Origin of the sequence: Ruegeria lacuscaerulensis, assembly GCF_013031245.1 — a bacterium.
Classification (GTDB): domain Bacteria; phylum Pseudomonadota; class Alphaproteobacteria; order Rhodobacterales; family Rhodobacteraceae; genus Ruegeria; species Ruegeria lacuscaerulensis_C.
In genome coordinates this window covers 154,335-175,890 of sequence record NZ_WPZL01000006.1, presented here as the reverse complement: position 1 = coordinate 175,890, position 21,556 = coordinate 154,335, and the positions used below count along the sequence as shown (strand labels likewise).

The following is a 21,556-nucleotide window of genomic DNA, read 5'->3' as shown; positions in this document are numbered from 1 at the left end:
CCGACATTAGGCAAGGCTGCCCAACAGTTCCAGCGGTTAATTCTGTGTCTCAAAGGCTTTACAGGGGTCTTCGCGTTCCACTGTGGGGCTGTCGATCACGGCGTTGAACTCCCCGGCCACGATACCGTCCTCGGACTGCCCCAGCACATAGACCTTAAGTCCCGGGCGCAGCCGCGACAGAAAAGACGGGATGCCTCTGTCCTTGCGTGCATGGCCATTGCCCGTGATGACTGCGACCGGCCCTCCGGTGTCATCCATGGCTCGCAGGATGGATCGGGTCAGCACGGCATCCCGCAATCTCTGGATCGCGACCAACTGAGGCAGGGCGCTCTCGGGTATTGCGTTGCAATGAGCGGCCAGTTGATCTGCCTCGCGCGCGGCCTGTTCCTCGGCGGGCAATGGTACGGTCAGGCCGTATCGTGCAGCGTCGGCTCCCAGCGCTGTCGCGGCACCACGTTCCATCGCGGCGCGCGCTGCTGCACGTGGAACCATTGCGCCATAAACCGGCGCGTCCGACGCCTGAAAAACCGGGTAATACATGCTGAGCGGCGGCCATCCGGACTCGAGCCAACGCAGGATTCTGGACAATTCCTCGGGGTCGGACACGGCTTTGTCCGCAAGACGCTGAGCGCCCTCCTCTGTCACCATCTCCCAGACAACGGCTGAGGGCATGATCGATTTCAACGCCTCAGCCTGAACGATATGGTGCTGTGGGTTGTCATGGATTTCCCCGAGTATAACGATGTCTGCGGACTTCATCGCAGATATTACATCATCACGGATCAGGTCGTCGGCCCGACCGGGACCGGTCATAACCGCAAGTGCACAAAGCAGAATCGCAAGCTGTTTCATGCGATGAAGTGTTGCACCTCGCGCGATTGAGCTTCAAGGTTCTTGCGCATTTTAACGAAAGCCGCTGCCTCAAGCTGGCGCACACGTTCCTTGGACAATCCAAGCTCTTGCCCCAGACTTTCCAGTGTTCGGGCCGGTTCGCGCAGTTTTCGTTCCCGCACGATGAACCTCTCGCGGTCGTTCAGAGCCCGCATGGCCGTCAGCAACCATTCGCGCAACTGCTGGGTGTCATGGCTGTTCTCGACGGTCTCGGCCGCCTGTTCGCGTTCATCCTCCAGCGCATCGATCCACTCACGCCCGTCCTCATCCGCGGATTGTATAGCGTTCAACGAGAAATCAGACCCGGACAAACGCCCTTCCATCATTTCCACATCGCGCAAAGGCACACCGATTTCGGCGGCGATCATCTGGTGCAACTGATGCCGATCCAGATCCATTCCCTCGGTCGCGGCTTCACGCTCAAGCCGGGCCTGCACCCGCCGCATGTTGAAAAACAGAGATTTCTGAGAAGATGTCGACCCGGTCCGCACCATCGACCAATTCCGCATTACGTAGTCCTGAATGCTCGCCTTGATCCACCAGACGGCATATGTCGAAAAGCGTACGCCGCGGTCAGGGTCGAACTTATCCGCCGCCTTCATAAGACCCAACCCGGCCTCTTGAATCAGGTCATTCATCGGCGCGCCGTAACGTTTGAACTTGGCCGCCATCGAAATCGCCAGCCGCATATAGGCCGTAATCAGCCGATGCAGCGCCTTCTCATCGCGCTCGTCACGCCAGGCATATGCCAGCTGCAATTCGGTTTCCGCGTCCAGCAGCTCGGCCTTCATGGCCTGCCGGGACATCGAAAAATCCTTCGCATTATCCAGTGCCATGGAAATCTCCCCTTTTCACAGGCGCGGGCCGGGCTTGCTTTGCCGAACTAGGGTCGATACGCAGAACAAAACCGGGTGGATCACCTGAAAGGTAATTATAGTGTATCCGGATGTAACCTTTGTGTTGGGCGGCGCAGCCTCGGGAAAGTCGGCATTTTCCGAGCAACTTGTTGTTTCATCAGGTAAAAACAGAGTTTATTTCGCCACATCACAAGTGTTTGATGATGAGATGCGCCAGAAGGTTCAGCGCCATATCACCCAGCGTGGCGACGGTTGGACGACCGTCGAAGCACCTTTTGATCTGGGTCCCGCCCTGGGTGAACTGACTCCTGATCATATCTGCCTGATAGATTGCGCAACCATGTGGCTGACCAACCATCTGCTGGCCGAAAACGATCTGGATCAGGCGCAATTCGCGCTGTTGCAGGCGTTACAGTCTTGCCGGGCGCCGGTGGTCATCGTCTCGAATGAGGTCGGACACGGGATCGTTCCGGACAATGCCCTGTCCCGCCGATTCCGCGAAGCACAGGGGCAGCTGAACATCGCGCTGGCCGCACAGGCCGATCTGGCGGTGCAGGTCACCGCCGGGCTACCGCTGGTTCTAAAGGGGCAATTGCCGTGACCCGGCTGCACCTTGTCCGGCATGGGCCGACACATGCCAAAACAATGGTCGGCTGGTCCGACCTGCCCGCAGATCTGAGCGACAAGGCCGCCATCGCCCGCCTGCACGACCACCTGCCGCCAAACGCAGTCGTCATCTCGTCCGACCTGTCCCGGGCAGCAGACACAGCCTCTGCCATACAAGGTGCACGTCGGCGCCTGCCCCACCATCCCGACCTGCGCGAGATCAATTTCGGCACATGGGAAATGCGCGGTTTCAATGAGATTGAGGCCGAAGACCCCGAACTGGTCTTTGCCTATTGGGATAATCCCGGCGACGTGCGTCCCCCGGACGGAGAAAGTTGGAACGATGTGCGCGCGCGTGTCGATGCGGTGATCGACGGGTTGATAGCTGACCATACAGGTCGGGATCTGGTCATCGTGGCCCATTTCGGCGTGATTCTGACACAGGTGCAACGTGCACTTGCGGTCGATGCTCAGGAGGCGCTCAGCCATCGCATCGACAACCTCTCGGTCACGGACATCACTCATCACGGCAACCGCTGGTCCGTGGGACGGATCAATCACTGCCCGTGATGGTACCCCGCACAAATCACTGATTTACTGAACGGCGCTGGCGCGCAATCGTTCAAACATGACCTATGATTTGTTTATCGGAGACCGCCTGTTTTCCAGCTGGTCCATGCGCGGCTGGCTGATGCTGGAAAAGTTCGGCCTGCCCTATCGAACCCATATGATCGGCCTTTACTCCGGCACCATGGTCGAGGATATGAAGCCGCTGGCCCCGGCGCGCCTTGTGCCCGCACTGCGGCTGCCCGACGGCACCGTGGTCGGAGAAAGCCTGGCCATGGCGGAAACTCTTGCCGAATTGCACCCGGAGGCGGCCCTGTGGCCTGCGGACGCGGCCGCCCGCGCAACCGCACGGTGGCTCTGCGCCGAAATGGTGGCAGGATTCTCGGCCTTGCGAGATCAATGCCCGATGCAGTTAAAACACTGTTGGCTGGGGTTTGAACCTTCATCAGAGACACACGCGGACTTGCGGCGGATCGAGGCTCTGTGGGCTCATGCCCGCGACATGTCCGGCGCGGCCTACGGACCGCTGTTTGGGAACTATTCGCTTGCTGACGTGTTCTATGTGCCGGTTGCCGCGCGCATCATCGGGTATGGCCTGCCCGTGTCCGACGCAAATCGTGATTACTGTATTCAGCTGCTGTCAGATACGACGGTGCGGCAATGGCGCGCGATGGGGCTGACCATTCAGTACGACCCGTTTCCATACCCGTTGAATTTACCGTCAGTACCCTGGCCTGTGGGAGGCGTGTCTGCAGCCAGACCCGTGCCGGGCGGCTCCTCAGTCAACGAAACCTGCCCCTATTCCGGCAAACCCGTCACCCATTTACTGGAACTGAATGGGCAGCGCTGGGGATTCTGCAACAAGTTCTGCCGCGACAAAACCGTCGCAGACCCGGACGCCTGGCCGAAATTCACCGCAATGATGGGCAGCGTTAACGATTCTTAAACCGCGACCGTGGCAGCAACGACCTGTTAACCAAAAAGGTCGTTCATGGTCGCCCGCGCCCACACTGTAGCTTTTCACGGGGTAGATGCCCGCCCGGTCGAGGTGCAATGCGCCGTCTCGCCGGGCCTGCCCGCCTTTTCCATCGTCGGACTGCCGGACAAAGCTGTTTCAGAGGCGCGCGACCGTGTCCGCAGCGCGCTGAGTTCCATGGCCATCGCGCTGCCATCAAAACGGATCACAATCAACCTGTCGCCTGCTGACCTGCCCAAAGAGGGCAGTCATTTCGACCTGCCAATCGCCGTCGCGCTGCTCTCGGCATTGGAAATCATCCCGCCGGATGCTGCCGAAGGGGCTGTATCGCTGGGCGAATTGTCGCTGGACGGCTCCCTGGTGCATGTGGTCGGTGCTCTACCCGCCGCCATGACCGCAGCGGCCGAGGACCGCTCGCTGCTCTGCCCACGCGCCTCCAGCGCCGAAGCCGCATGGGTTGATGCGACTCAGGTGATCGGAGCCGGGTCTCTGGGCGACGTGGTGCGCCACTTCTCGGGGCAATCGCCCTTGCCCGCTGCCCAGCCGGGTGAGGTGAACCTTGCGCCCAGTATGCGCGATCTACGCGATGTCAAAGGGCAGGAACGTGCCAAGCGCGCTCTGGAGATCGCGGCCGCAGGTCGCCATCACCTGATCATGATCGGAACGCCCGGCTCGGGCAAATCCATGCTTGCGGCACGGCTACCCGGAATATTGCCGCCGCTCACGCCGACCGAAGCGTTGGAAACGTCGATGATTCAATCGCTGTGTGGACTGCTGGACGAAGGCGGCATCAGCCGAAGCCGTCCGTTTCGCGAACCTCATCACACTGCCTCTATGGCCGCCATCGTCGGCGGGGGGAAAGGCGCTAAACCCGGAGAGATATCGCTGGCCCATAACGGAGTTCTGTTCATGGACGAATTCCCGGAATTCCCGCGCACCGTGCTGGAAACCCTGCGCCAGCCCATTGAAACGGGTGAAGTGATGGTCGCCCGCGCCAACGCCCATGTGAAGTATCCATGCCGGTTCATGCTGGTGGCGGCGGCCAACCCGTGCAAATGCGGGTACCTGACCGACCCCGCCCGCGCCTGTTCCCGTGCGCCTGTGTGTGGTGAGGATTATCTGGGCCGCATTTCCGGCCCGTTGATGGATCGGTTCGATTTACGGATCGAGGTGCCTCCGGTCGGGTTCACCGATCTGGACCTGCCGCCATCTGGTGACAGTTCTGCCGTCGTCGCCGCACGCGTCGAACAGGCCCGTGCCATTCAGGCCGATCGGTTCCGCGAAACACCCTCAACCCGTCAAAACGCTGACGTCGAGGGCAATTTGCTGGAGGAAATCGCCGCGCCGGACACTGAGGGCAAAGACCTGCTGATGAAGGCCGCTGAGCGCTTTGGCCTATCGGCCCGCGCCTTTCATCGCATTCTTCGGGTGGCGCGCACGATTGCCGATCTGGACGGCGAACCAGATGTCCGGCGCCCTCACGTGGCCGAAGCGCTGAGCTTTCGCATCAGCGCCAAGGCCGCGTCTTAGAACTTGGCCTCAATCGCCTGCCAGATCTTCTCGGCAATATTCACACCGTCGAACCGCTCCAGTTCCTGAATACCGGTCGGCGAGGTTACGTTGATTTCGGTCAGGTAGTCCCCGATCACATCGATCCCGACGAAAATCTGACCCTTTTCTTTCAGCAGAGGCCCAATCGCCGCGCATATCTCCAGATCGCGATCTGAGAGGCCGATTTTCTCGGGGCGTCCGCCTACATGCATGTTCGAGCGTGTCTCACCCTTGGCCGGAACCCGGTTGATTGCACCGACGGGTTCGCCATCCACAAGGATCACGCGCTTGTCACCGTTGCTGACATCAGGCAGGAATTTCTGAACGATCAGCGGCTCTCGCGAAAACCCGGTAAACAGTTCGTGCAATGAGGTCAGATTTCGATCGTTTGCGTCCAGTCGAAACACGCCCGCGCCGCCATTGCCATAGAGTGGTTTCAGAATGACGTCGCCATGTTTTTCCTTGAAGGCCTTGATGGTCTGCAAGTCCCGCGCAATCGTCGTGGGCGGGGTCAGGCCGGGAAAGTCCAGAACCAGCAGTTTTTCAGGATAATTCCGCACCCAGAATGGATCGTTGACCACTAAAACCTGACCCCTGAGGCGATCCAGTAGATGGGTCGACGTGATATAATGCATGTCGAACGGCGGGTCCTGACGCAGCCAGACCACGTCGAATTCGGTCAGGTCTACGTCACGCTCAGCACCCAGTTCGGCGGGATTTCCTGCCACGCGCTGGACTTTCATGTCATGGCCGCGCGCAGTGATCCGCCCCTCTTGGTACGCCAACTGGTCCGGGCTGTAGAAAAACAGGGTATGCCCGCGCGCCTGTGCCTCTTCCGCCAAACGGAATGAGCTGTCGGCATTGATATCCACGGCCCCGATCGGGTCCATCTGAAAGGCGATTTTCATGGCGTATCCCTCAGTTTCACGCCAGATACATGGCCCAGCAGAGCCAGGGGTTCAATGGGGATCAGACCTGACCGAAAGCGTTTTCGATGATTTGGACAGCGCCGGACGCATCCACCAGCGCGGAGTCAAATCGCACATTGGTCAGTTGCCCGCCCGGCTCCGTTTCAAGAAATTGCGCTGCAGAGGCACAGATCCGGTCCATCTGACGACGGGTGATCCGGGCCGCGGCAGTATCAAAACTTCTGCTTTTCTTGACCTCTATGAAAACAACCCCATCCCCATTTCGGGCAATCAGGTCTATCTCTCCACCCGCGCCGCGCCAGCGATGGTGCGCGATGGTAAGTCCGCGCCGCTCATACTCGGCCGCGACTTGTTGTTCCGCTGCCTGTCCGGCGCGATAAGAAACCGAACTTCGAACGGATCGCGCGACCATGTCATCCCTTTCCCAGTTTCAGAGCCTTCTGGTAAATCGGGCGGCGCGGTAACTTGTACATTTCTGAAACCAGATTCGCCGCGTCCTTGACCGAATGGGTTTCCAGTGCCCGTTTCAATGCCTCTTCTATGTCAGAATCGTTAACAGTTTCCGAATGCCCCCGGTCCACAAGCAGAACAATTTCACCTTTGACGGTCTGCCCTTTCAAATCAGCGGCCAGTGCCCCCAAGGGTCCGCGCCGAACCTCTTCGAATTTCTTGGTTAGTTCGCGACACATCGCGGCTTGGCGGTCCTCGCCCAATACCTCAGCCAAATCAGACAGGCAGGCCGCGACGCGTTTCGGCGACTCGTAGAAGACCAGCGTGCCCGGCACATCGCGCAGCGCCTCGATTCGGGACCGCCGCGCGCCGGACGCGTTGGGTAAAAAACCAGCAAAAAAGAAGGCGTCCGTCGGCAACCCCGACAGCGTCAGCGCCATCAGCGCCGCGGACGGGCCCGGAGCGCAGGTCACCATATGTCCGGCCTCCGCCGCCTGCCGTCCCAGATCATAGCCCGGATCGGCGATCAGAGGCATTCCGGCCTCGGACGCGTAGGCCACTGTTTTGCCCTCTTGCAGCGCATCCAGAATTTTCCCGCGCGCGCCTGCACCGCTATGGTCGTGGTAGGCCAGGATGCGCCGTCCATCGAGTGGAACACCGTGAATCTCCATCAGGCGCCGCAGGCTGCGCGTGTCTTCGGCAGCGACGACGTCGGCCGAGGCCAGCACGTCCAGCGCCCTGAGCGTGATATCGCGTGCCGTGCCGATCGGAGTGGCAACAAAATACAGGCCGGCGCCCAATCTGACTTTTTGGAAATTCAAAGCTGGACCCTCACAGCGTGACGTTTATTATTGCGGCCTAACAGATTGGCGGTGCCCCAAGCCGCTGGGACAGGGAGTTTTCATTTAGATGTTTACCGTTTGCAAGCCCGTTCGCAAACTGGCGAAATCCGTCGCCGCACTGGCCACCGCTGCGTTTCTGGCCGCTTGTGAGCCAGGTGGCCTCGGCGGAGGGCCGTCGATCAACACCTCCAAACCCGTACCTGTCGCCCTGCTGGTGCCAGCGGGATCGGCAAATTCGGGAGACGCCGCACTGGCGCGGAGCCTGGAAAACGCGGCCCGTCTGGCCATGTCCGATCTGCAGAATGTTCAGATTGATCTTCGCGTTTACGATACGCAAGGCAATTCAAACACAGCAGCGGCGGTTGCGCAGCAGGCGGTGGCAGACGGTGCAAAGATCATTCTGGGGCCGGTCTATGCGCAGGCGGCAAACTCTGCCGGACTTGCGGTACTGAGCGACAACGTCAACGTATTGTCATTCTCAAACAATACCAGCATTGCCGGTGGCAATGTTTTCGTGCTTGGCCCTACATTTGACAATACTGCCAACCGACTGGTCAACTTTGCCGGATCACAGGGCAAGACCGGGATGGTCATTGTCCACAGCAACGATGCTGCGGGGCAACTTGGGCAGTCGGCCATCGCGACCGCGCTGAGCAGCAGCCGAGTGAGCAACGCCGGTACAGTTGGGTATGATAGGTCTCAGCAAGGCGTTATCAATTCGGTTCCGACGATCAAAGCCACTGTCGATGCGTCCGGCGCGAATTCTCTGTTCCTGACTGCGACAACAGCGGGGGCATTGCCACTATATTCTCAGTTGCTGCCCGAGGCGGGCATTTCCCCCGCGACAACGCAGTTCATCGGCCTGACGCGTTGGGATATCCCGGCGCAAACTCTTGAGCTGCCCGGCGTACAGGGTGGTTGGTTCGCTCTGCCGGATCCATCCAAGGCGCAGGCGTACCGCCAGCGATACAACAACACCTACGGCGAAGCGCCTCATCCTATCAGTGGCCTGGCCTATGACGGAATTGCCGCAATCGCCGCATTGGTCAGTCAGGGCAAGTCCGATGCGCTGACGGCTTCGGCCCTGACGCAGAACGCCGGGTTCCAGGGTGTTGGCGGCATCTTCCGCCTGCGCTCGAACGGTACGAATGAACGCGGTCTGGCCGTGGCCACGATCCAGAATAAACAGGTAGTAGTGATTGACCCTGCCCCACAAAGCTTCTCCGGTGCCGGTTTCTGATCGACCGGCCCTGACGCTGGCCCCCAAAGGCGAGCTGATATGCCCGGCCGATGATATATTCGACAACGCCGCCGTCATGGCGCAGCTGTCGGAGGCCTTCGACAAGACCTCGGACAATGCCACACGGCGCAACGAAACCGTGCGGGTTCTGCGTGATGCCCAGAAAGCCGGGCGTCAGGTCATTGCGGATGCCTTTTCCAAACGGCCCTTTGACGCACGTCCGCTGACCCATTCCTACACCTACCTGACGGACGGGTTGGTCTGTACCGCCCTGCAGGTGTCCAGCGAAGTCCTGCACCCTCTGGCCACGCCAACACAGGGGGAAAAGATCGCGGTGTTGGCGGTCGGAGGCTATGGGCGTGGAGAAATGGCGCCGTCCTCTGACGTCGACCTGCTGTTCCTGACCCCCTACAAGATCACCGCCTGGGCCGAGAGCGTGATCGAATCTATGCTCTATATCCTGTGGGATCTGCGGCTGAAGGTTGGTCATTCGTCCCGCACCATCAAGGATTGTCTGCGTTTGGGTGCGGATGATTTCACCATCCGCACCGCAATGCTGGAACAACGTTATCTGGCCGGTGACACCGACCTGGCAGCCGAACTGGAATCCCGCCTGAAGGCCGATCTGTTCAAAGGCAGCGAGCGGCAATTCATCGAAGCCAAGCTGCAGGAGCGCGATGCGCGCCACCTTAAGCAGGGCCAACGTTATATGGTTGAGCCCAACGTCAAAGAGGGCAAGGGCGGGCTGCGCGATCTGCAATCGCTCTATTGGATCGCCAAATATATTTATGGCGTTCAGGACGTGGCCGAACTGGTGCCGCTGGGCTTGTTCACTCCAGACGAATTCAACACCTTTGTACAAGCCGAAGATTTTCTCTGGGCAGTCCGATCTCATCTGCATCTGGTGACAGGACGCGCGACCGAACAGCTGACCTTTGACCTACAAGTCGAAGTGGCCGAACGGATGGGGTACGAGGACCGGGCCGGGCGCCGTGCAGTCGAAGTCTTCATGCAACGCTATTTCCGCGAAGCTACCCGCGTTGGCGAAGTGACCCGCATCTTTCTGACCAAACTGGAAGCGTCTCATATGAAGGGCGCTCCGCTGCTAGAGCGCATCTTCCGCCGCCGCCCGCGGGTCAAGGCAGGTTACAAGGTCGTACACGGCCGGCTGGATGTGGCCGATCCCGACAAGTTTCTCGCTGACAAAGTGAACCTGCTGCGTCTGTTCGAAGAGGGGCTGCGCACTGGCATGCTGATCCACCCGGACGCGATGCGGCTGGTCAGTGCCAACCTGAACCTGATCGACGACGACATGCGCGAAAACAAGGAAGCGCGGCGCATCTTTCTTGATCTGATGCTGAAACACGGTAATCCCGAACGCGCCCTGCGTCGGATGAACGAACTGGGCGTCCTGTCGGCCTTTCTGCCAGAATTCGAGCACATCGTGGCGATGATGCAGTTCAATATGTACCACAGCTACACGGTGGACGAGCACACCATCCAGTGCATCGTCAACCTGGCCCAGATCGAACGCGGTGAGCTGGTGGAGTCCTTGCCGCTGGCGTCGTCGATCCTGAAAGGCGGTGTGAATCGCAAGGTTCTGTATGTCGCGCTGTTGCTCCATGACATTGCCAAGGGGAGGCCCGAGGATCACTCGATCCTGGGCGCGCAGATCGCCCGCAAGGTTTCGCCCCGTCTGGGGCTGAACAAGTCGGATACCGAAACTGTGGAATGGCTGGTGCGCTACCACCTGCTGATGTCGGATATGGCGCAGAAACGCGATATCTCTGACCCGCGCACGGTGCGCGATTTTGCCAAGGCAGTGAAAACGGTCAAACGTCTGGACCTGCTGACGGTTCTGACGGTCTGCGACATTCGCGGTGTGGGGCCGGACACGTGGAACAACTGGAAGGCCACCTTGCTTCGTGCCCTGCACGCCGAAACCAAACGTGCGCTTGAGACCGGGATGGAGGACCTCAACCGGGCCAACCGTGGTGTCGAGGCCAAAAAAGCACTGCGTGCGGAACTGGCGGAGTGGTCCAAGGCCGATCTGAAAACCGAAACGGGCCGCCATTATGATCCCTACTGGCAAGGCCTGAACATCGCGACACACGTCGAGTTTGCCGAGATGTTGCAGGAACTGGACCGAAACGGCGATGCCGGAGCGATGGAGATTCGCCTGCACCCGGACGAAGACCGCGACGCGACCCGCGCCTGCTTTGCCATGGCCGACCACCCGGGCATCTTTGCCCGTATCGCCGGGGCGCTGGCGCTGGTCGGGGCCAACGTGGTCGATGCGCGCAGTTACACCACCAAGGACGGTTATGTGACCGATGCCTTCTGGATACAGGACGCCGAAGGCCACCCATTCGAAGCCAGCCGCCTGCCCCGCCTGACGCAGATGATCCACAAGACGCTGAAGGGTGAGGTCGTGGCGCGGGACGCCCTGAAATCGCGCGACAAGATCAAGAAACGCGAACGCGCTTTCAACGTGCCAACCCATATCATCTTCGACAATGAAGGGTCCGAGATCTACACGATCATCGAGGTCGACACACGCGACCGGCCAGGGTTGCTCTATGATCTTACCCGCACATTGGCCGCGGCGAATGTCTACATCGCCAACGCGGTGATTGCGACCTACGGGGAACAGGTGGTCGACACCTTCTATGTCAAGGACATGTTCGGACTGAAATACCATTCGGAAAGCAAGCAGCGCACGCTTGAGACCAAGCTGCGCAAGGCTATCACCGAAGGCGCAAAGCGCGCAGCGTCATGAAGCAGATCCGGCTGTTTTCAGGCCTGTTCACGGTCGGTTTCTGGACTCTGACCAGCCGGATACTAGGCTTTCTGCGGGAAATCCTGCTGACCGCCTATATCGGGCCAGGGCCGGTGATGGATGCCTTTGTTGCCGCCTTCCGCCTGCCCAACATGTTCCGGCGCTTCTTCGCCGAGGGCGCGTTCAATGCCGCCTTTGTGCCGATGTTTTCCAAACGGGTGGAGGGCGAGGAAAACGCGGAAGGCTTCGCGCAGGACGCATTCAATCTGTTGGCGGTGGCCGTACTGGCTCTGGTCGGTCTGGCGATGGTGTTCATGCCGGCGCTGGTCTGGATCACTGCTGAGGGGTTCTATGGCGACGAACGGTTCGATCTGGCGGTTGATTACGGCTACGTCGTGTTCCCCTACATTCTGTTCATGTCATTGGCAGCGCTGTTTTCCGGCGTTCTGAACGCCACCGGACGCTTTGCCGCCGCAGCCGCCGCGCCCGTTCTGCTGAACATCTTCGCCTGCACAGCCCTGATCGCCGGGGCCGCAGCAGGGGGCGAGGTAATCCGATGGCTGATCACTGTCATCCCGCTGGCCGGCGTGGCACAGCTGGCGCTGGTCTGGGTCGCAACCGAGCGAGCAGGATATCGCATCCGCCCCGGCCTGCCGAAACTCAGCCCCGAAATGCGCCGTATGGTCCGCATCGCTGTCCCTGCTGCGCTGGCGATGGGCGTGACGCAGGTAAATCTTGTGGTTGGCCAATTGGTGGCTTCAAAAACCGAAAAAGCAGTCAGTTGGCTGTTCGCCGCAGACCGGCTGTACCAACTGCCTTTGGGCGTGGTCGGAATTGCCGTCGGCATCGTTCTGCTGCCCGATCTGTCACGTCGGCTGCGCGCAGGCGACAAAGACGGCGCCCGCAACGCGTTTTCCCGCGCCGGTGAATTCACGCTGTTACTGACCATCCCTTCGACCGTGGCGTTTGTGGTTCTGCCCAACCCGCTGGTCTCAGTGCTATTTGAACGTGGTCAGTTCGGTGCCGAGGATACGGCGTCTACCGCGCTGGCCGTGGCTATCTATGGTATCGGCCTGCCAGCCTTCATGCTGCAAAAACTGCTGCAACCGCTGTTTTTTGCGCGTGAAGACACGCAGTCTCCGTTCCATTATGCGGTGGTGGCCATGATCGTAAATGCCGGGCTGGCTTTCGGCCTCTATCCGCTGGTGGGATGGATTGCGCCCGCCATTGCGGCCTCGGCCGCGGGCTGGGCTATGGTCGGACTGTTGATCATCGGCGCACGGCGTATGGGTGAAGAGGCACGGTTTGACGACCGGTTCAAACGCAGGGCGTGGCGTATCGTGGTGGCCTCGCTGGGGATGGGAATCGTCCTGTATGCCGCCATTCACCTGTTTGGCTGGGCGTTCCAAATGTCCGGATGGCGCTATCTGGCCCTGATCCTTCTGATCAAGGTTGCGGCCGCTACTTATTTCTTCCTGGGGCACCTGCTCGGGGCGTTTGAAGTATCCGAATTCAGGAAGGCCCTGCGCCGGTCGTAATCAGTCGCGGCGAATACGTCCGACAATCCGTGCCCAACCGCCTGGTGCCAGAAAAAAGGACAGCCCAAACCCGGTGGCAAACCCGCCCAGATCGGCCACCCAGTCGGACGTCCCTCCAAAGAGCAGGCCAAACACAAGCTGGATACCCATAAGGATCGCGATCAGGCTGAAGGCCCGCGACTGGTTTTCGCCGACCAGAGACAGTTTGTGCCACAGCAGCCACGTGAACGCTCCGATCAGGCCATAGACCGGAGGGAATCCTCCGACCAGCGGATAGTTTGGGTCCAGCAGCAGCGCGTAGGCCAGTGCTCCGCCGACGCCAGACAGCACAAAGATCACCAGCATCTGCAATCCGCCAAAAACCTCGGCGACCATCTTGCCCATAGCCAACACAAAGACACAGACAAAAATAGCTTGCGTGAATGAGCCCGATACAAACGGATAGGTCACGAACCGAATGACATGCTCGAACGGCCAACGCCCGTTCTGCATCATCCAGTCGAAGATATCTGGCGAGAATGCATAGCTCTGCAAAGCATCCAACCGCCACCCCACAGCCGATGGGCCGCCAACAATCCCGCGCGTGCCGAGGGTAAAGATCAGCTCGATCCCCATGATGAACAACACCAACGCCACCACGACGGGCGGCAGAGGGTTCACGGCGGGTGTATAATTCTCACTGCTCATTGGGCTTGCCTTTCGCGGCTGTTGACGTCCCGTGGCCTCATGGGTAAGCGACGGGGGCTGATTTTTCCAGACGGGAGTTCCCTTCGATGACCGAGACCCAGTTCACACCACGCGTGTTTTCCGGCATCCAGCCTTCGGGAAACCTGCACCTTGGCAACTATCTGGGTGCGCTGAAGCGTTTTGTGGATATGCAGGGACCAGACATGGAGACGGTCTATTGCATGGTCGATCTTCACGCGATCACCGTCTGGCAGGACCCCAAAGAACTGGCGCACTCAACCCGCGAATTGTGCGCAGGTTTCATCGCCGCTGGAATCGACCCCGAACGGTCGATCCTGTTCAACCAAAGTCAGGTTCCCGAACACGCTCAGTTGGCGTGGGTATTCAACTGCGTCGCCCGAATGGGCTGGATGCAAAGGATGACCCAGTGGAAAGACAAGGCGGGAAAGAACCAGCAGAACGCCTCGCTGGGGCTGTTTGCCTACCCGTCGCTGATGGCGGCCGACATCCTGACCTATCACGCGACCCATGTGCCTGTGGGCGATGACCAGAAACAGCATCTGGAACTGACCCGCGACATTGCGATCAAATTCAACAAAGATTTCGGTGTCGATTTCTTCCCGATCACCGAACCGGTGATCGAAGGCGCGGCGACCCGCGTCATGAGCCTGCGCGATGGGTCGAAGAAGATGTCCAAGTCCGACCCGTCGGACATGAGCCGCATCAACATGACCGACGATGCCGACACCATCGCCAGGAAGATCCGCAAGGCCAAGACGGACCCGGATGCCCTGCCCTCGGAAACCGGTGGTCTCGAAGACCGCCCCGAGGCGCGCAATCTGGTGAACATTTACGCCGCGCTGAATGACCAGACGGTCGAACAGGTTCTGGCCGACGTGGGTGGCAAGCAGTTCGGAGAATTCAAGCCGATGCTGGCCGAACTGGCCGTTGCGAAACTGTCTCCGATCTCGTCCGAGATGGCGCGTCTGATGGGCGAAGAGGCCGAGATTGACCGGATTCTGGCCCGTGGTGCGGAAAAGGCACGGGCGATTGCGGCGCCGATCCTGCAGCAAACCTACGAAATCGTGGGTATGGTCGGCGCGGGCAAAGCCTGATCCTACTCTCAGGAAACACCGCTCTCGCTTGAGCGGCGTTTCTCACTTGAATGGATCTATGCGGCCCGGGGCTGTAGCAGTTCCTGAACAATCGATGCCGCCACTTTGTGCGGGCTGACCGACTCAGCCCGCGCGCGGGTCAGAATACGGTCCATTGTGTTCTCCATCGACCGCAGCCTGAGGCCCACCCAGGCCTCGCGGTCCTCGACCTGCAAAATTTCGGTGGCGACGTTCACGATACCACCCCCATTGGCAACAAAATCAGGGGCGTAGAGGATGCCGCGCGCGTGCAACCGATCTGCATCCGCATCGGTCGCGAGTTGATTGTTCGCCCCGCCCGCGACTGCAGCCACCTTCAATTGCGGAATGCTGACCTCGTTGAGAATGCCGCCGATCGCGCAGGGCGCAAATATGTCGGCCTCCACCGCGTAGATTTCGTTCGTCTCGACAGCTTTTGCGGAAAACCTTTCCACGGCCCGGGCTATTTGTTCGGGATTGATATCTGTGACGATCAGCTTGGCCCCGTCGTCATGCAACAGGCGACACAAATGCCATCCGACATTGCCAAGCCCCTGTACCGCTACGGTCCAGCCTTTTAACGCGGCACAGCCGAAGCGATGCGCGGCGACCACGCGGATCGCGTTGTAAATGCCTCGCGCCGTGATCGGAGAAGGGTCGCCACTTGCATAATCCCCATCGGACAACCCGGCCACATATGCGGTCTCGGTACCAATCTGTGCCATGTCGGCCGGGGTCATCCCCATATCTTCAGCCGTCCAGTATTGGCCCTCCAGCTGTTGAACCACCCGCCCAAAGGCTTGCAACAACGCCGGAGTTTTGTCAGTGGCCGGATCGCCGACGATCACAGCCTTGCCGCCACCCAGCGGCAGATCTGCGGCTGCGTTCTTGAATGTCATCCCACGCGAAAGGCGAAGCGCGTCATTCAGCGCCTCAGCGGGATGGTCGTAGGGGCGCATACGAACCCCGCCTGCCGCTGGTCCCAATTGCGTTGAATGAATCGCGACATAGCCCAAGAGACCAAGCTTCGCGTCTTTGAATTCAATCACGCGCTCATGTTCCGGCACGTCAACTGGGGTGATTTCCATAGGTTCCTCCAATAGCCGCAAGAATTTTGCCACGTCTGCGAGAACGTTTTTCGCCAATGAGCGCCTTTGTAGTGAAGAAATTTGGAGCTTTACGCTAATATGCAGCAAAACACTGGAGAAATTCACCATGGACCATATCGACCGGAAAATCGTTCGCGCCTTGCAAAAAGATGGCCGAATGACAGTTATCGACCTAGCGGAACTTGTAGGGTTGTCACCGACGCCCTGTGCACGCAGGTTGGACCGGCTGCAGCGTAAAGGCGTTATCACGGGCTACGCCGCTCAGGTTGATCCAGAATTACTTGGCTTTGGTGTAACCATTTTTGTGTCGGTCGAATTGGAAAAGCAGGATCGAAATGCCATCGATGCCTTTGAAAAAGCTATTCGGCGCTGCGATGAAGTCATGGAATGCTATCTTATGACCGGCTCACGCGACATTTTGCTGCGCGTGGTGGCGCAGGATCTCAGGGCTTTTGATGCCTTTCTTGAAAACCGGCTGATGAAAATTCCCGGCATTCGGAATCTGCGATCGAATTTTGCTTTACGCACCATGGTCAAGCGCGATGTAATTCCATTGTTCATGGGATAACCCTCTGGACGCCGATGCGACTGCCACCTAGGTTTCGTCCGAATGCAAGGAGGGCGACATGGCTGTCGGCAAAAATATCCGCACCTATTTCGATGGTCAGTGGCATGACGGGGACGCCCCGATCATGCGGGCGGCCGATCATGGTGCCTGGCTGGGATCATCCGTTTTTGACGGTGCGCGGTATTTCAATGGGCTGGCACCTGATCTCGAGGCCCACTGCGCCCGCACCAACCGCTCGGCCAAGGCGCTGATGCTGACCCCGACGGTAACAACCGAGCATATGGTCGAAATCGTTCGCGAAGGGCTGAGCGCCTATGCATCAGATGCAGCCGTCTATATCCGCCCGATGTACTGGGGCATCGACGGCGACGCGACTGCCATTGTACCGCAGGAAAACAGTACCGGCTTTGCCATTTGCCTGGAAGAGATTCCGATGGCCCCCGAAACCGCCTCCGTCACGCTGGGCTTGACCCGATTCCGCCGTCCGGTTCTGGAATCTGCCGTTGTAAACGCCAAGGCCGGTTGCCTTTATCCTAACAATGCCCGGATGTTGCAGGAGGCCCGCTCCAGAGGGTTCTCGAACGCTTTGGTGGCCGATGCTCTGGGCCATGTGGCCGAAACCGCAACCGCCAATATCTTCATGGTCCGTGACGGAGAGGTCTTTACGCCGACCCCGAACGGCACCTTCCTGGCCGGAATCACCCGGGCGCGCCATATCGAAAACCTGCGCGCCGACGGTGTGACTGTGCATGAGGCTATACTCAGTTTTGACGATTTCCACAAAGCGGACGAGGTTTTCATGACCGGCAACATGAATAAAATCACCCCGGTCACCGCGCTGGAGGACACACAGTACCAGGTCGGGCCAGTGGCGCGCCGTGCGCGCGAATTGTATTGGGACTGGGCAGCCAGCAACGGCTAGTCACCCTCTGGTTGCCAGCACGCAATTGGTCGGGCATGATCTCCCGAAATGAATGAGGACACTCCATGCGCAAGTTCTTAGTCGTCCTGGATGACAGTCGCGAATGCCTGAACGCGATGCGCTTTGCCGCCATGCGCGCAGCACATACCGGTGGCGGTGTGACGATCCTGTCAGTCATCCCACCGGATGAATTCAACCACTGGATCGGTGTGGCCGAAGTGATGCGGGAAGAGGCACGCGAGCGTATCCATGCCCATTTCGAAGTGTTTGCCAAGTGGATGCGTGACAAGCAGGGTATTGAACCCGAGCTTGCAATTCGCGAAGGCGACCCTGTCCCGCAGATCATCGAACATGTTCAGTCAGATACCGAGATCGGGGTGCTGGTGTTGGGTGCCGGTGTCGAAAAGAAAGGGCCGGGGCCGCTGGTGACGCAGCTGACAAAGAACTCGGGCAGTCTGCCGATTCCGATCACAATCGTGCCCGGCGATCTGAGCAAGGAAAAGCTGGAAGAAATCACCTAAGGCACCGCCATGCAACGCAGCCTCCAGTTCTGGTTCGAATTCGCGTCGACATATTCCTATCTCAGCGCGATGCGAATCGAAGGACTGGCTGCGCAGAACGGGATCACCATCGAATGGCACCCCTTTTTGCTTGGCCCGATTTTTGCGGAGCAAGGCTGGGACAATTCCCCGTTCAATATATACCCAGCTAAGGGGCGCTATATGTGGCGTGATATGGAGCGGTTGTCGGCCCAGCGCGACCTGCCCTTCACCAGGCCCGATCCTTTTCCTCAGAATGGCCTGAAGGCTGCACGGCTGACGTTGACGATTGAAGCCCAGGCGCAAAGGGCAGCCTTTGTGCGCGCCGTTTATGCCGCCGAGTTCGTTGATGGCCTGAATATCTCGGACGACAGAGTGCTGATCAATTGCCTGTCACAAGCCAGCTTACCGGCCGCAACGCTTACCCGGTGCCAGGATCCCGCGATCAAGGCGGCCCTGATCGAACAGACGAAGATTGCACAGGCCAAGGGGGTTTTCGGGGCACCCAGCTTTCTGGTGGGCGATGAATTGTTCTGGGGGGACGACAGGCTTGATGAGGCTGTAAAGCTGGCGGCCGAAATTTAGAATGGTTCCAAATCTTGACTTCCCCGGCGCGGACCCGCATATCAAGGGCAACTGAAACGGAGCCGCGCTATGTTCATCCAGACCGAATCCACGCCTAACCCCGCGACGCTGAAATTCCTGCCCGGCCAGACCGTTCTGGAGGCGGGCACTGCCGATTTCCCGACACCGGAAGCAGGGGAGAAATCGCCTCTGGCCCAGCGCATTTTTGCAGTGACCGGCGTGACCGGCGTTTTCTTTGGCAATGACTTCGTGACCGTCACCAAATCTGACGACGTGCAGTGGGATCATATCAAACCCGCAATTCTGGGCGCCGTGATGGAGCATTACCAGTCCGGCCAGCCTGTCATGGGTGCGGATGCCGCAACTGCCTCGGGGCACGCGGAACATACCGGCGAGGATGCGGAAATCGTCAACCAGATCAAGGACCTGCTGGACAGCCGTGTGCGCCCTGCAGTGGCGCAGGATGGCGGCGACATCACTTTCCACGGCTTCGACCGCGGCGTCGTTTATCTGCACATGCAGGGGGCTTGCGCGGGCTGCCCATCCTCAACCCTGACGCTGAAAATGGGGATCGAGAACCTGCTGCGCCACTACATTCCCGAAGTAACCGAGGTTCGCCCCGTTGCCGTCTGATCCGATCATTCTGGCATTTGACACATCGGCCGCGCATTGCGCGGCCGCTTTGTTACGTGGCGATCAGATCATCGCATCGCGAGTCGAACCCATGTCCCGTGGTCAGGCTGAGCGATTGATGCCCATGCTCGAAGAAGTGCTTGCAGGCAAGGGGCACTCCTGGAAAGACCTGTCGGCAATCGGCGTCGGGATTGGGCCGGGGAATTTCACCGGCATCCGCATCTCGGTCTCTGCCGCGCGCGGTCTGGCTCTGGGGCTTGGAGTTCCGGCCGTTGGCATATCCGGTTTTGAAGCATTGGCGGAAACGATGCAGCAGGGCCTCCCGGCAATCCGCGCACCGCGCGGGCAGGTCTATATCTCTCTGCCCAACCAAGGGCGGGTGCTGATCGAACAAGAGGAGGCAGAATCACTGAGCCCCCTGATCCTGAACGATGACCCGGATGCACAGGTGCGCGCCATCGCACGACTGGCAGGGAAAAGATGGCAAACGACAAGCACGCCACCCGCGCCGCTTTATGTTCGGCCTGCCGATGCGGCCCCGTCCAAAGACACGCCCCCGGTATTGCTGGACGGATGACACCTCAGGACCTTGCCGATACGCACGCGGCCGCATTCACTCAGTCCCGCCCATGGTCGGTGGGAGAATTCGCTGATCTTCTGAGCAATAGATTCACACATGTTGTTGGGCACGCTCAGTCTTTTGCCCTGTTTAAGGTCGTCGCGGATGAAGCTGAACTGCTGACAATCGCAACCCATCCCAGTGTTCAGAGACAGGGTTTGGCGAGACAATGCATGTGGAGTTGGCATGCTAAGGCCAAAAGTCTGGGCGCTACCCGCGCTTTTCTGGACGTTGCGGAAAGCAACCATCCGGCCATCGCCCTTTACGAACGCTGCGGATATACACCCTGCGGCGTGCGCAAGAACTACTATGCAATTGAAAAATATCGGAAAACAGACGCAATCATCATGGAATTGAGCTTGATCTGAGGTCGGACGCCAAATTTTTTCAACCATTTGGTCAAAAATCTGTTGACCACGGCTGTTGCAAACAGCCTTAATTCCCGCCATCACAACAGTTATGCTCGCTCACAGTGGGTAAACGGGGCTATCTTGGCCCCGACCGACAATAACAAACGGGAGTATGAAATGACCCTGATGAAATCCTTGATGGGCGCTGCCGCCGCTGTCGCACTGACGGCAGGTGCGGCCATGGCCGAGCCGGCCCTGATCTTCGATCTGGGCGGCAAGTTCGACAAGTCGTTCAACGAAGCCGCGCATAATGGCGCACAACGTTGGGCCGACGAGACCGGCGGCACCTACCGTGAGATCGAGCTTCAGTCCGAAGCACAGCGCGAGCAGGCCCTGCGCCGCTTTGCAGAAGCGGGCGCCAACCCGATCATCACCATGGGTTTTGCAATGGCCGATCCATTGTCCGCCGTTGCGGGCGATTATCCGGACACCAAGTTCGTCGCAGTTGACGTGAACTGGCTGGACGCACCCAACATCCGTCAGGTCAGCTTTGCCGAGCACGAAGGGTCTTATCTGGTCGGCATGATGGCCGCGATGGCGTCCGAGTCGGGCACCGTCGGCTTCATCGGTGGCATGGACATCCCGCTGATCCGCCACTTTGGCTGCGGCTACGCGCAGGGCGCCAAGGCGGTGAACCCGGACATCAACGTGGTCGCCAACATGACCGGCACCACTCCGGCTGCCTGGAACGACCCGGTGAAGGGTTCGGAACTGACCAAGGCGCAGATCAGCCAGGGCGCTGACGTGATTTATGCGGCCGCTGGCGGTACCGGTGTTGGCGTTCTGCAGACCGCAGCCGACGAAGGCATCCTGTCGATCGGCGTCGACAGCAACCAGAACCACCTGCATCCGGGCAAGGTTCTGACCTCGATGCTGAAACGCGTGGACGTCGCGGTTTACGACGCGATGAGTGGCGGTGAAGACCTTGAGACAGGTGTATTTGCCATGGGTCTGGCCGAAGAAGGCGTGGGTGTTGCCATGGATGACAACAACGCCGCTCTGATCTCGGACGACATGAAATCTGCAGTCGACAAGGCGCGTCAGGACATCATCGACGGCAACGTCTCTGTCGTCAGTTATTACGAGAGCGACAGCTGCCCGGCGCTGCAGTTCTGATATCGCGTG

Annotated in this window: 23 protein-coding genes; 16 read left to right on the top strand and 7 right to left on the bottom strand. The window is 59.4% G+C overall.

The genetic code is table 11. The annotated features are described in order from the left end of the window. Positions 1-36: 36 nt before the first annotated feature. Both GOX66_RS10570 and GOX66_RS10565 read right to left on the bottom strand, forming a co-directional pair. The gene (locus GOX66_RS10570; protein WP_170762360.1) at positions 37-852 is read right to left on the bottom strand and encodes a ChaN family lipoprotein; all 816 of its coding nucleotides are present in this window, start codon (positions 850-852) and stop codon (positions 37-39) included. Further along, a complete protein-coding gene (locus tag GOX66_RS10565; protein WP_170762358.1) occupies positions 849-1,727 on the bottom strand; it encodes an RNA polymerase factor sigma-32 in 879 nt (292 codons plus the stop codon). The genes GOX66_RS10570 and GOX66_RS10565 overlap by 4 nt, the downstream gene beginning before the upstream one ends. 100 nt (positions 1,728-1,827) lie before the next feature. Between GOX66_RS10565 and cobU the strand changes: the two genes are divergently transcribed. From cobU to GOX66_RS10545, 4 genes are read left to right on the top strand one after another with little or no spacing between them, the layout of a single operon-like run. After that, the gene (gene cobU / locus GOX66_RS10560) at positions 1,828-2,349 is read left to right on the top strand and encodes a bifunctional adenosylcobinamide kinase/adenosylcobinamide-phosphate guanylyltransferase (RefSeq protein WP_170762356.1); all 522 of its coding nucleotides are present in this window, start codon (positions 1,828-1,830) and stop codon (positions 2,347-2,349) included. Further along, the gene (locus GOX66_RS10555) at positions 2,346-2,924 is read left to right on the top strand and encodes a histidine phosphatase family protein (protein WP_170762354.1); all 579 of its coding nucleotides are present in this window, start codon (positions 2,346-2,348) and stop codon (positions 2,922-2,924) included. Before cobU ends, GOX66_RS10555 begins: the two co-directional genes overlap by 4 nt. Before the next feature lie 58 nt (positions 2,925-2,982). Further along, entirely contained in the window at positions 2,983-3,867 is an 885-nt protein-coding gene (locus GOX66_RS10550) for a glutathione S-transferase (protein ID WP_170762352.1), read from the top strand. A 45-nt stretch (positions 3,868-3,912) separates the two neighbouring features. After that, positions 3,913-5,427, top strand: a complete 1,515-nt coding sequence (locus GOX66_RS10545; RefSeq protein WP_170762349.1) for a YifB family Mg chelatase-like AAA ATPase — start codon at positions 3,913-3,915, stop codon at positions 5,425-5,427. Here the strand turns inward: GOX66_RS10545 and gshB are convergent. The 3 genes from gshB to rsmI all read right to left on the bottom strand — a co-directional run bounded on the left by gshB (position 5,424) and on the right by rsmI (position 7,648). Beyond that, positions 5,424-6,356: a glutathione synthase gene (gshB, locus tag GOX66_RS10540; protein WP_170762347.1), complete on the bottom strand. Its 933-nt coding sequence runs from the start codon at positions 6,354-6,356 to the stop codon at positions 5,424-5,426. The two genes, GOX66_RS10545 and gshB, sit on opposite strands and share 4 nt — an antisense overlap. 61 nt (positions 6,357-6,417) lie before the next feature. Beyond that, positions 6,418-6,789: a YraN family protein gene (locus GOX66_RS10535; protein WP_170762345.1), complete on the bottom strand. Its 372-nt coding sequence runs from the start codon at positions 6,787-6,789 to the stop codon at positions 6,418-6,420. Position 6,790: 1 nt separating this feature from the next. Then, entirely contained in the window at positions 6,791-7,648 is an 858-nt protein-coding gene (gene rsmI, locus GOX66_RS10530) for a 16S rRNA (cytidine(1402)-2'-O)-methyltransferase (RefSeq protein WP_170762343.1), read from the bottom strand. Between the two features lie 88 nt (positions 7,649-7,736). Between rsmI and GOX66_RS10525 the strand changes: the two genes are divergently transcribed. From GOX66_RS10525 to murJ, 3 genes are read left to right on the top strand one after another with little or no spacing between them, the layout of a single operon-like run. Further along, positions 7,737-8,909: a penicillin-binding protein activator gene (locus GOX66_RS10525; protein ID WP_170762342.1), complete on the top strand. Its 1,173-nt coding sequence runs from the start codon at positions 7,737-7,739 to the stop codon at positions 8,907-8,909. Next, positions 8,869-11,688 (top strand): [protein-PII] uridylyltransferase, encoded by a 2,820-nt coding sequence (locus GOX66_RS10520; protein ID WP_170762340.1) that lies wholly within the window; start codon positions 8,869-8,871, stop codon positions 11,686-11,688. The genes GOX66_RS10525 and GOX66_RS10520 overlap by 41 nt, the downstream gene beginning before the upstream one ends. Then, complete coding sequence (gene murJ, locus GOX66_RS10515; RefSeq protein ID WP_170762338.1) at positions 11,685-13,226, top strand: murein biosynthesis integral membrane protein MurJ; 1,542 nt, start codon at positions 11,685-11,687, stop codon at positions 13,224-13,226. The genes GOX66_RS10520 and murJ overlap by 4 nt, the downstream gene beginning before the upstream one ends. Here murJ and GOX66_RS10510 read toward each other — a convergent pair whose 3' ends face one another. Further along, a complete protein-coding gene (locus GOX66_RS10510; protein ID WP_170762336.1) occupies positions 13,227-13,913 on the bottom strand; it encodes a rhomboid family intramembrane serine protease in 687 nt (228 codons plus the stop codon). A gap of 86 nt (positions 13,914-13,999) precedes the next feature. Between GOX66_RS10510 and trpS the strand changes: the two genes are divergently transcribed. Next, positions 14,000-15,028: a tryptophan--tRNA ligase gene (trpS, locus tag GOX66_RS10505; protein ID WP_170762334.1), complete on the top strand. Its 1,029-nt coding sequence runs from the start codon at positions 14,000-14,002 to the stop codon at positions 15,026-15,028. Positions 15,029-15,084: 56 nt separating this feature from the next. On the opposite strand, the gene GOX66_RS10500 is transcribed toward trpS, so the two are convergent. Beyond that, complete coding sequence (locus GOX66_RS10500; RefSeq protein WP_170762332.1) at positions 15,085-16,134, bottom strand: Glu/Leu/Phe/Val family dehydrogenase; 1,050 nt, start codon at positions 16,132-16,134, stop codon at positions 15,085-15,087. Between the two features lie 127 nt (positions 16,135-16,261). Between GOX66_RS10500 and GOX66_RS10495 the strand changes: the two genes are divergently transcribed. From GOX66_RS10495 to GOX66_RS10460, 8 genes are all read left to right on the top strand, one after another. Further along, positions 16,262-16,723, top strand: a complete 462-nt coding sequence (locus GOX66_RS10495) for an Lrp/AsnC family transcriptional regulator (RefSeq protein WP_170762330.1) — start codon at positions 16,262-16,264, stop codon at positions 16,721-16,723. Positions 16,724-16,781: 58 nt separating this feature from the next. Continuing rightward, positions 16,782-17,645, top strand: coding sequence for a branched-chain amino acid aminotransferase (locus GOX66_RS10490; protein WP_170762328.1), 864 nt, complete (start codon positions 16,782-16,784; stop codon positions 17,643-17,645). A gap of 65 nt (positions 17,646-17,710) precedes the next feature. Further along, positions 17,711-18,166: a universal stress protein gene (locus tag GOX66_RS10485; protein ID WP_170762326.1), complete on the top strand. Its 456-nt coding sequence runs from the start codon at positions 17,711-17,713 to the stop codon at positions 18,164-18,166. A gap of 9 nt (positions 18,167-18,175) precedes the next feature. Continuing rightward, positions 18,176-18,769, top strand: coding sequence for a 2-hydroxychromene-2-carboxylate isomerase (locus GOX66_RS10480; protein WP_170762324.1), 594 nt, complete (start codon positions 18,176-18,178; stop codon positions 18,767-18,769). A gap of 69 nt (positions 18,770-18,838) precedes the next feature. Next, a complete protein-coding gene (locus GOX66_RS10475; protein ID WP_170762322.1) occupies positions 18,839-19,402 on the top strand; it encodes a NifU family protein in 564 nt (187 codons plus the stop codon). Further along, positions 19,392-19,979, top strand: coding sequence for a tRNA (adenosine(37)-N6)-threonylcarbamoyltransferase complex dimerization subunit type 1 TsaB (tsaB, locus tag GOX66_RS10470; protein ID WP_170762320.1), 588 nt, complete (start codon positions 19,392-19,394; stop codon positions 19,977-19,979). The genes GOX66_RS10475 and tsaB overlap by 11 nt, the downstream gene beginning before the upstream one ends. Further along, positions 19,976-20,389 (top strand): GNAT family N-acetyltransferase, encoded by a 414-nt coding sequence (locus GOX66_RS10465; protein ID WP_170762318.1) that lies wholly within the window; start codon positions 19,976-19,978, stop codon positions 20,387-20,389. Before tsaB ends, GOX66_RS10465 begins: the two co-directional genes overlap by 4 nt. 159 nt (positions 20,390-20,548) lie before the next feature. After that, positions 20,549-21,547, top strand: coding sequence for a BMP family lipoprotein (locus GOX66_RS10460; RefSeq protein ID WP_170762316.1), 999 nt, complete (start codon positions 20,549-20,551; stop codon positions 21,545-21,547). Positions 21,548-21,556 lie beyond the last annotated feature (9 nt).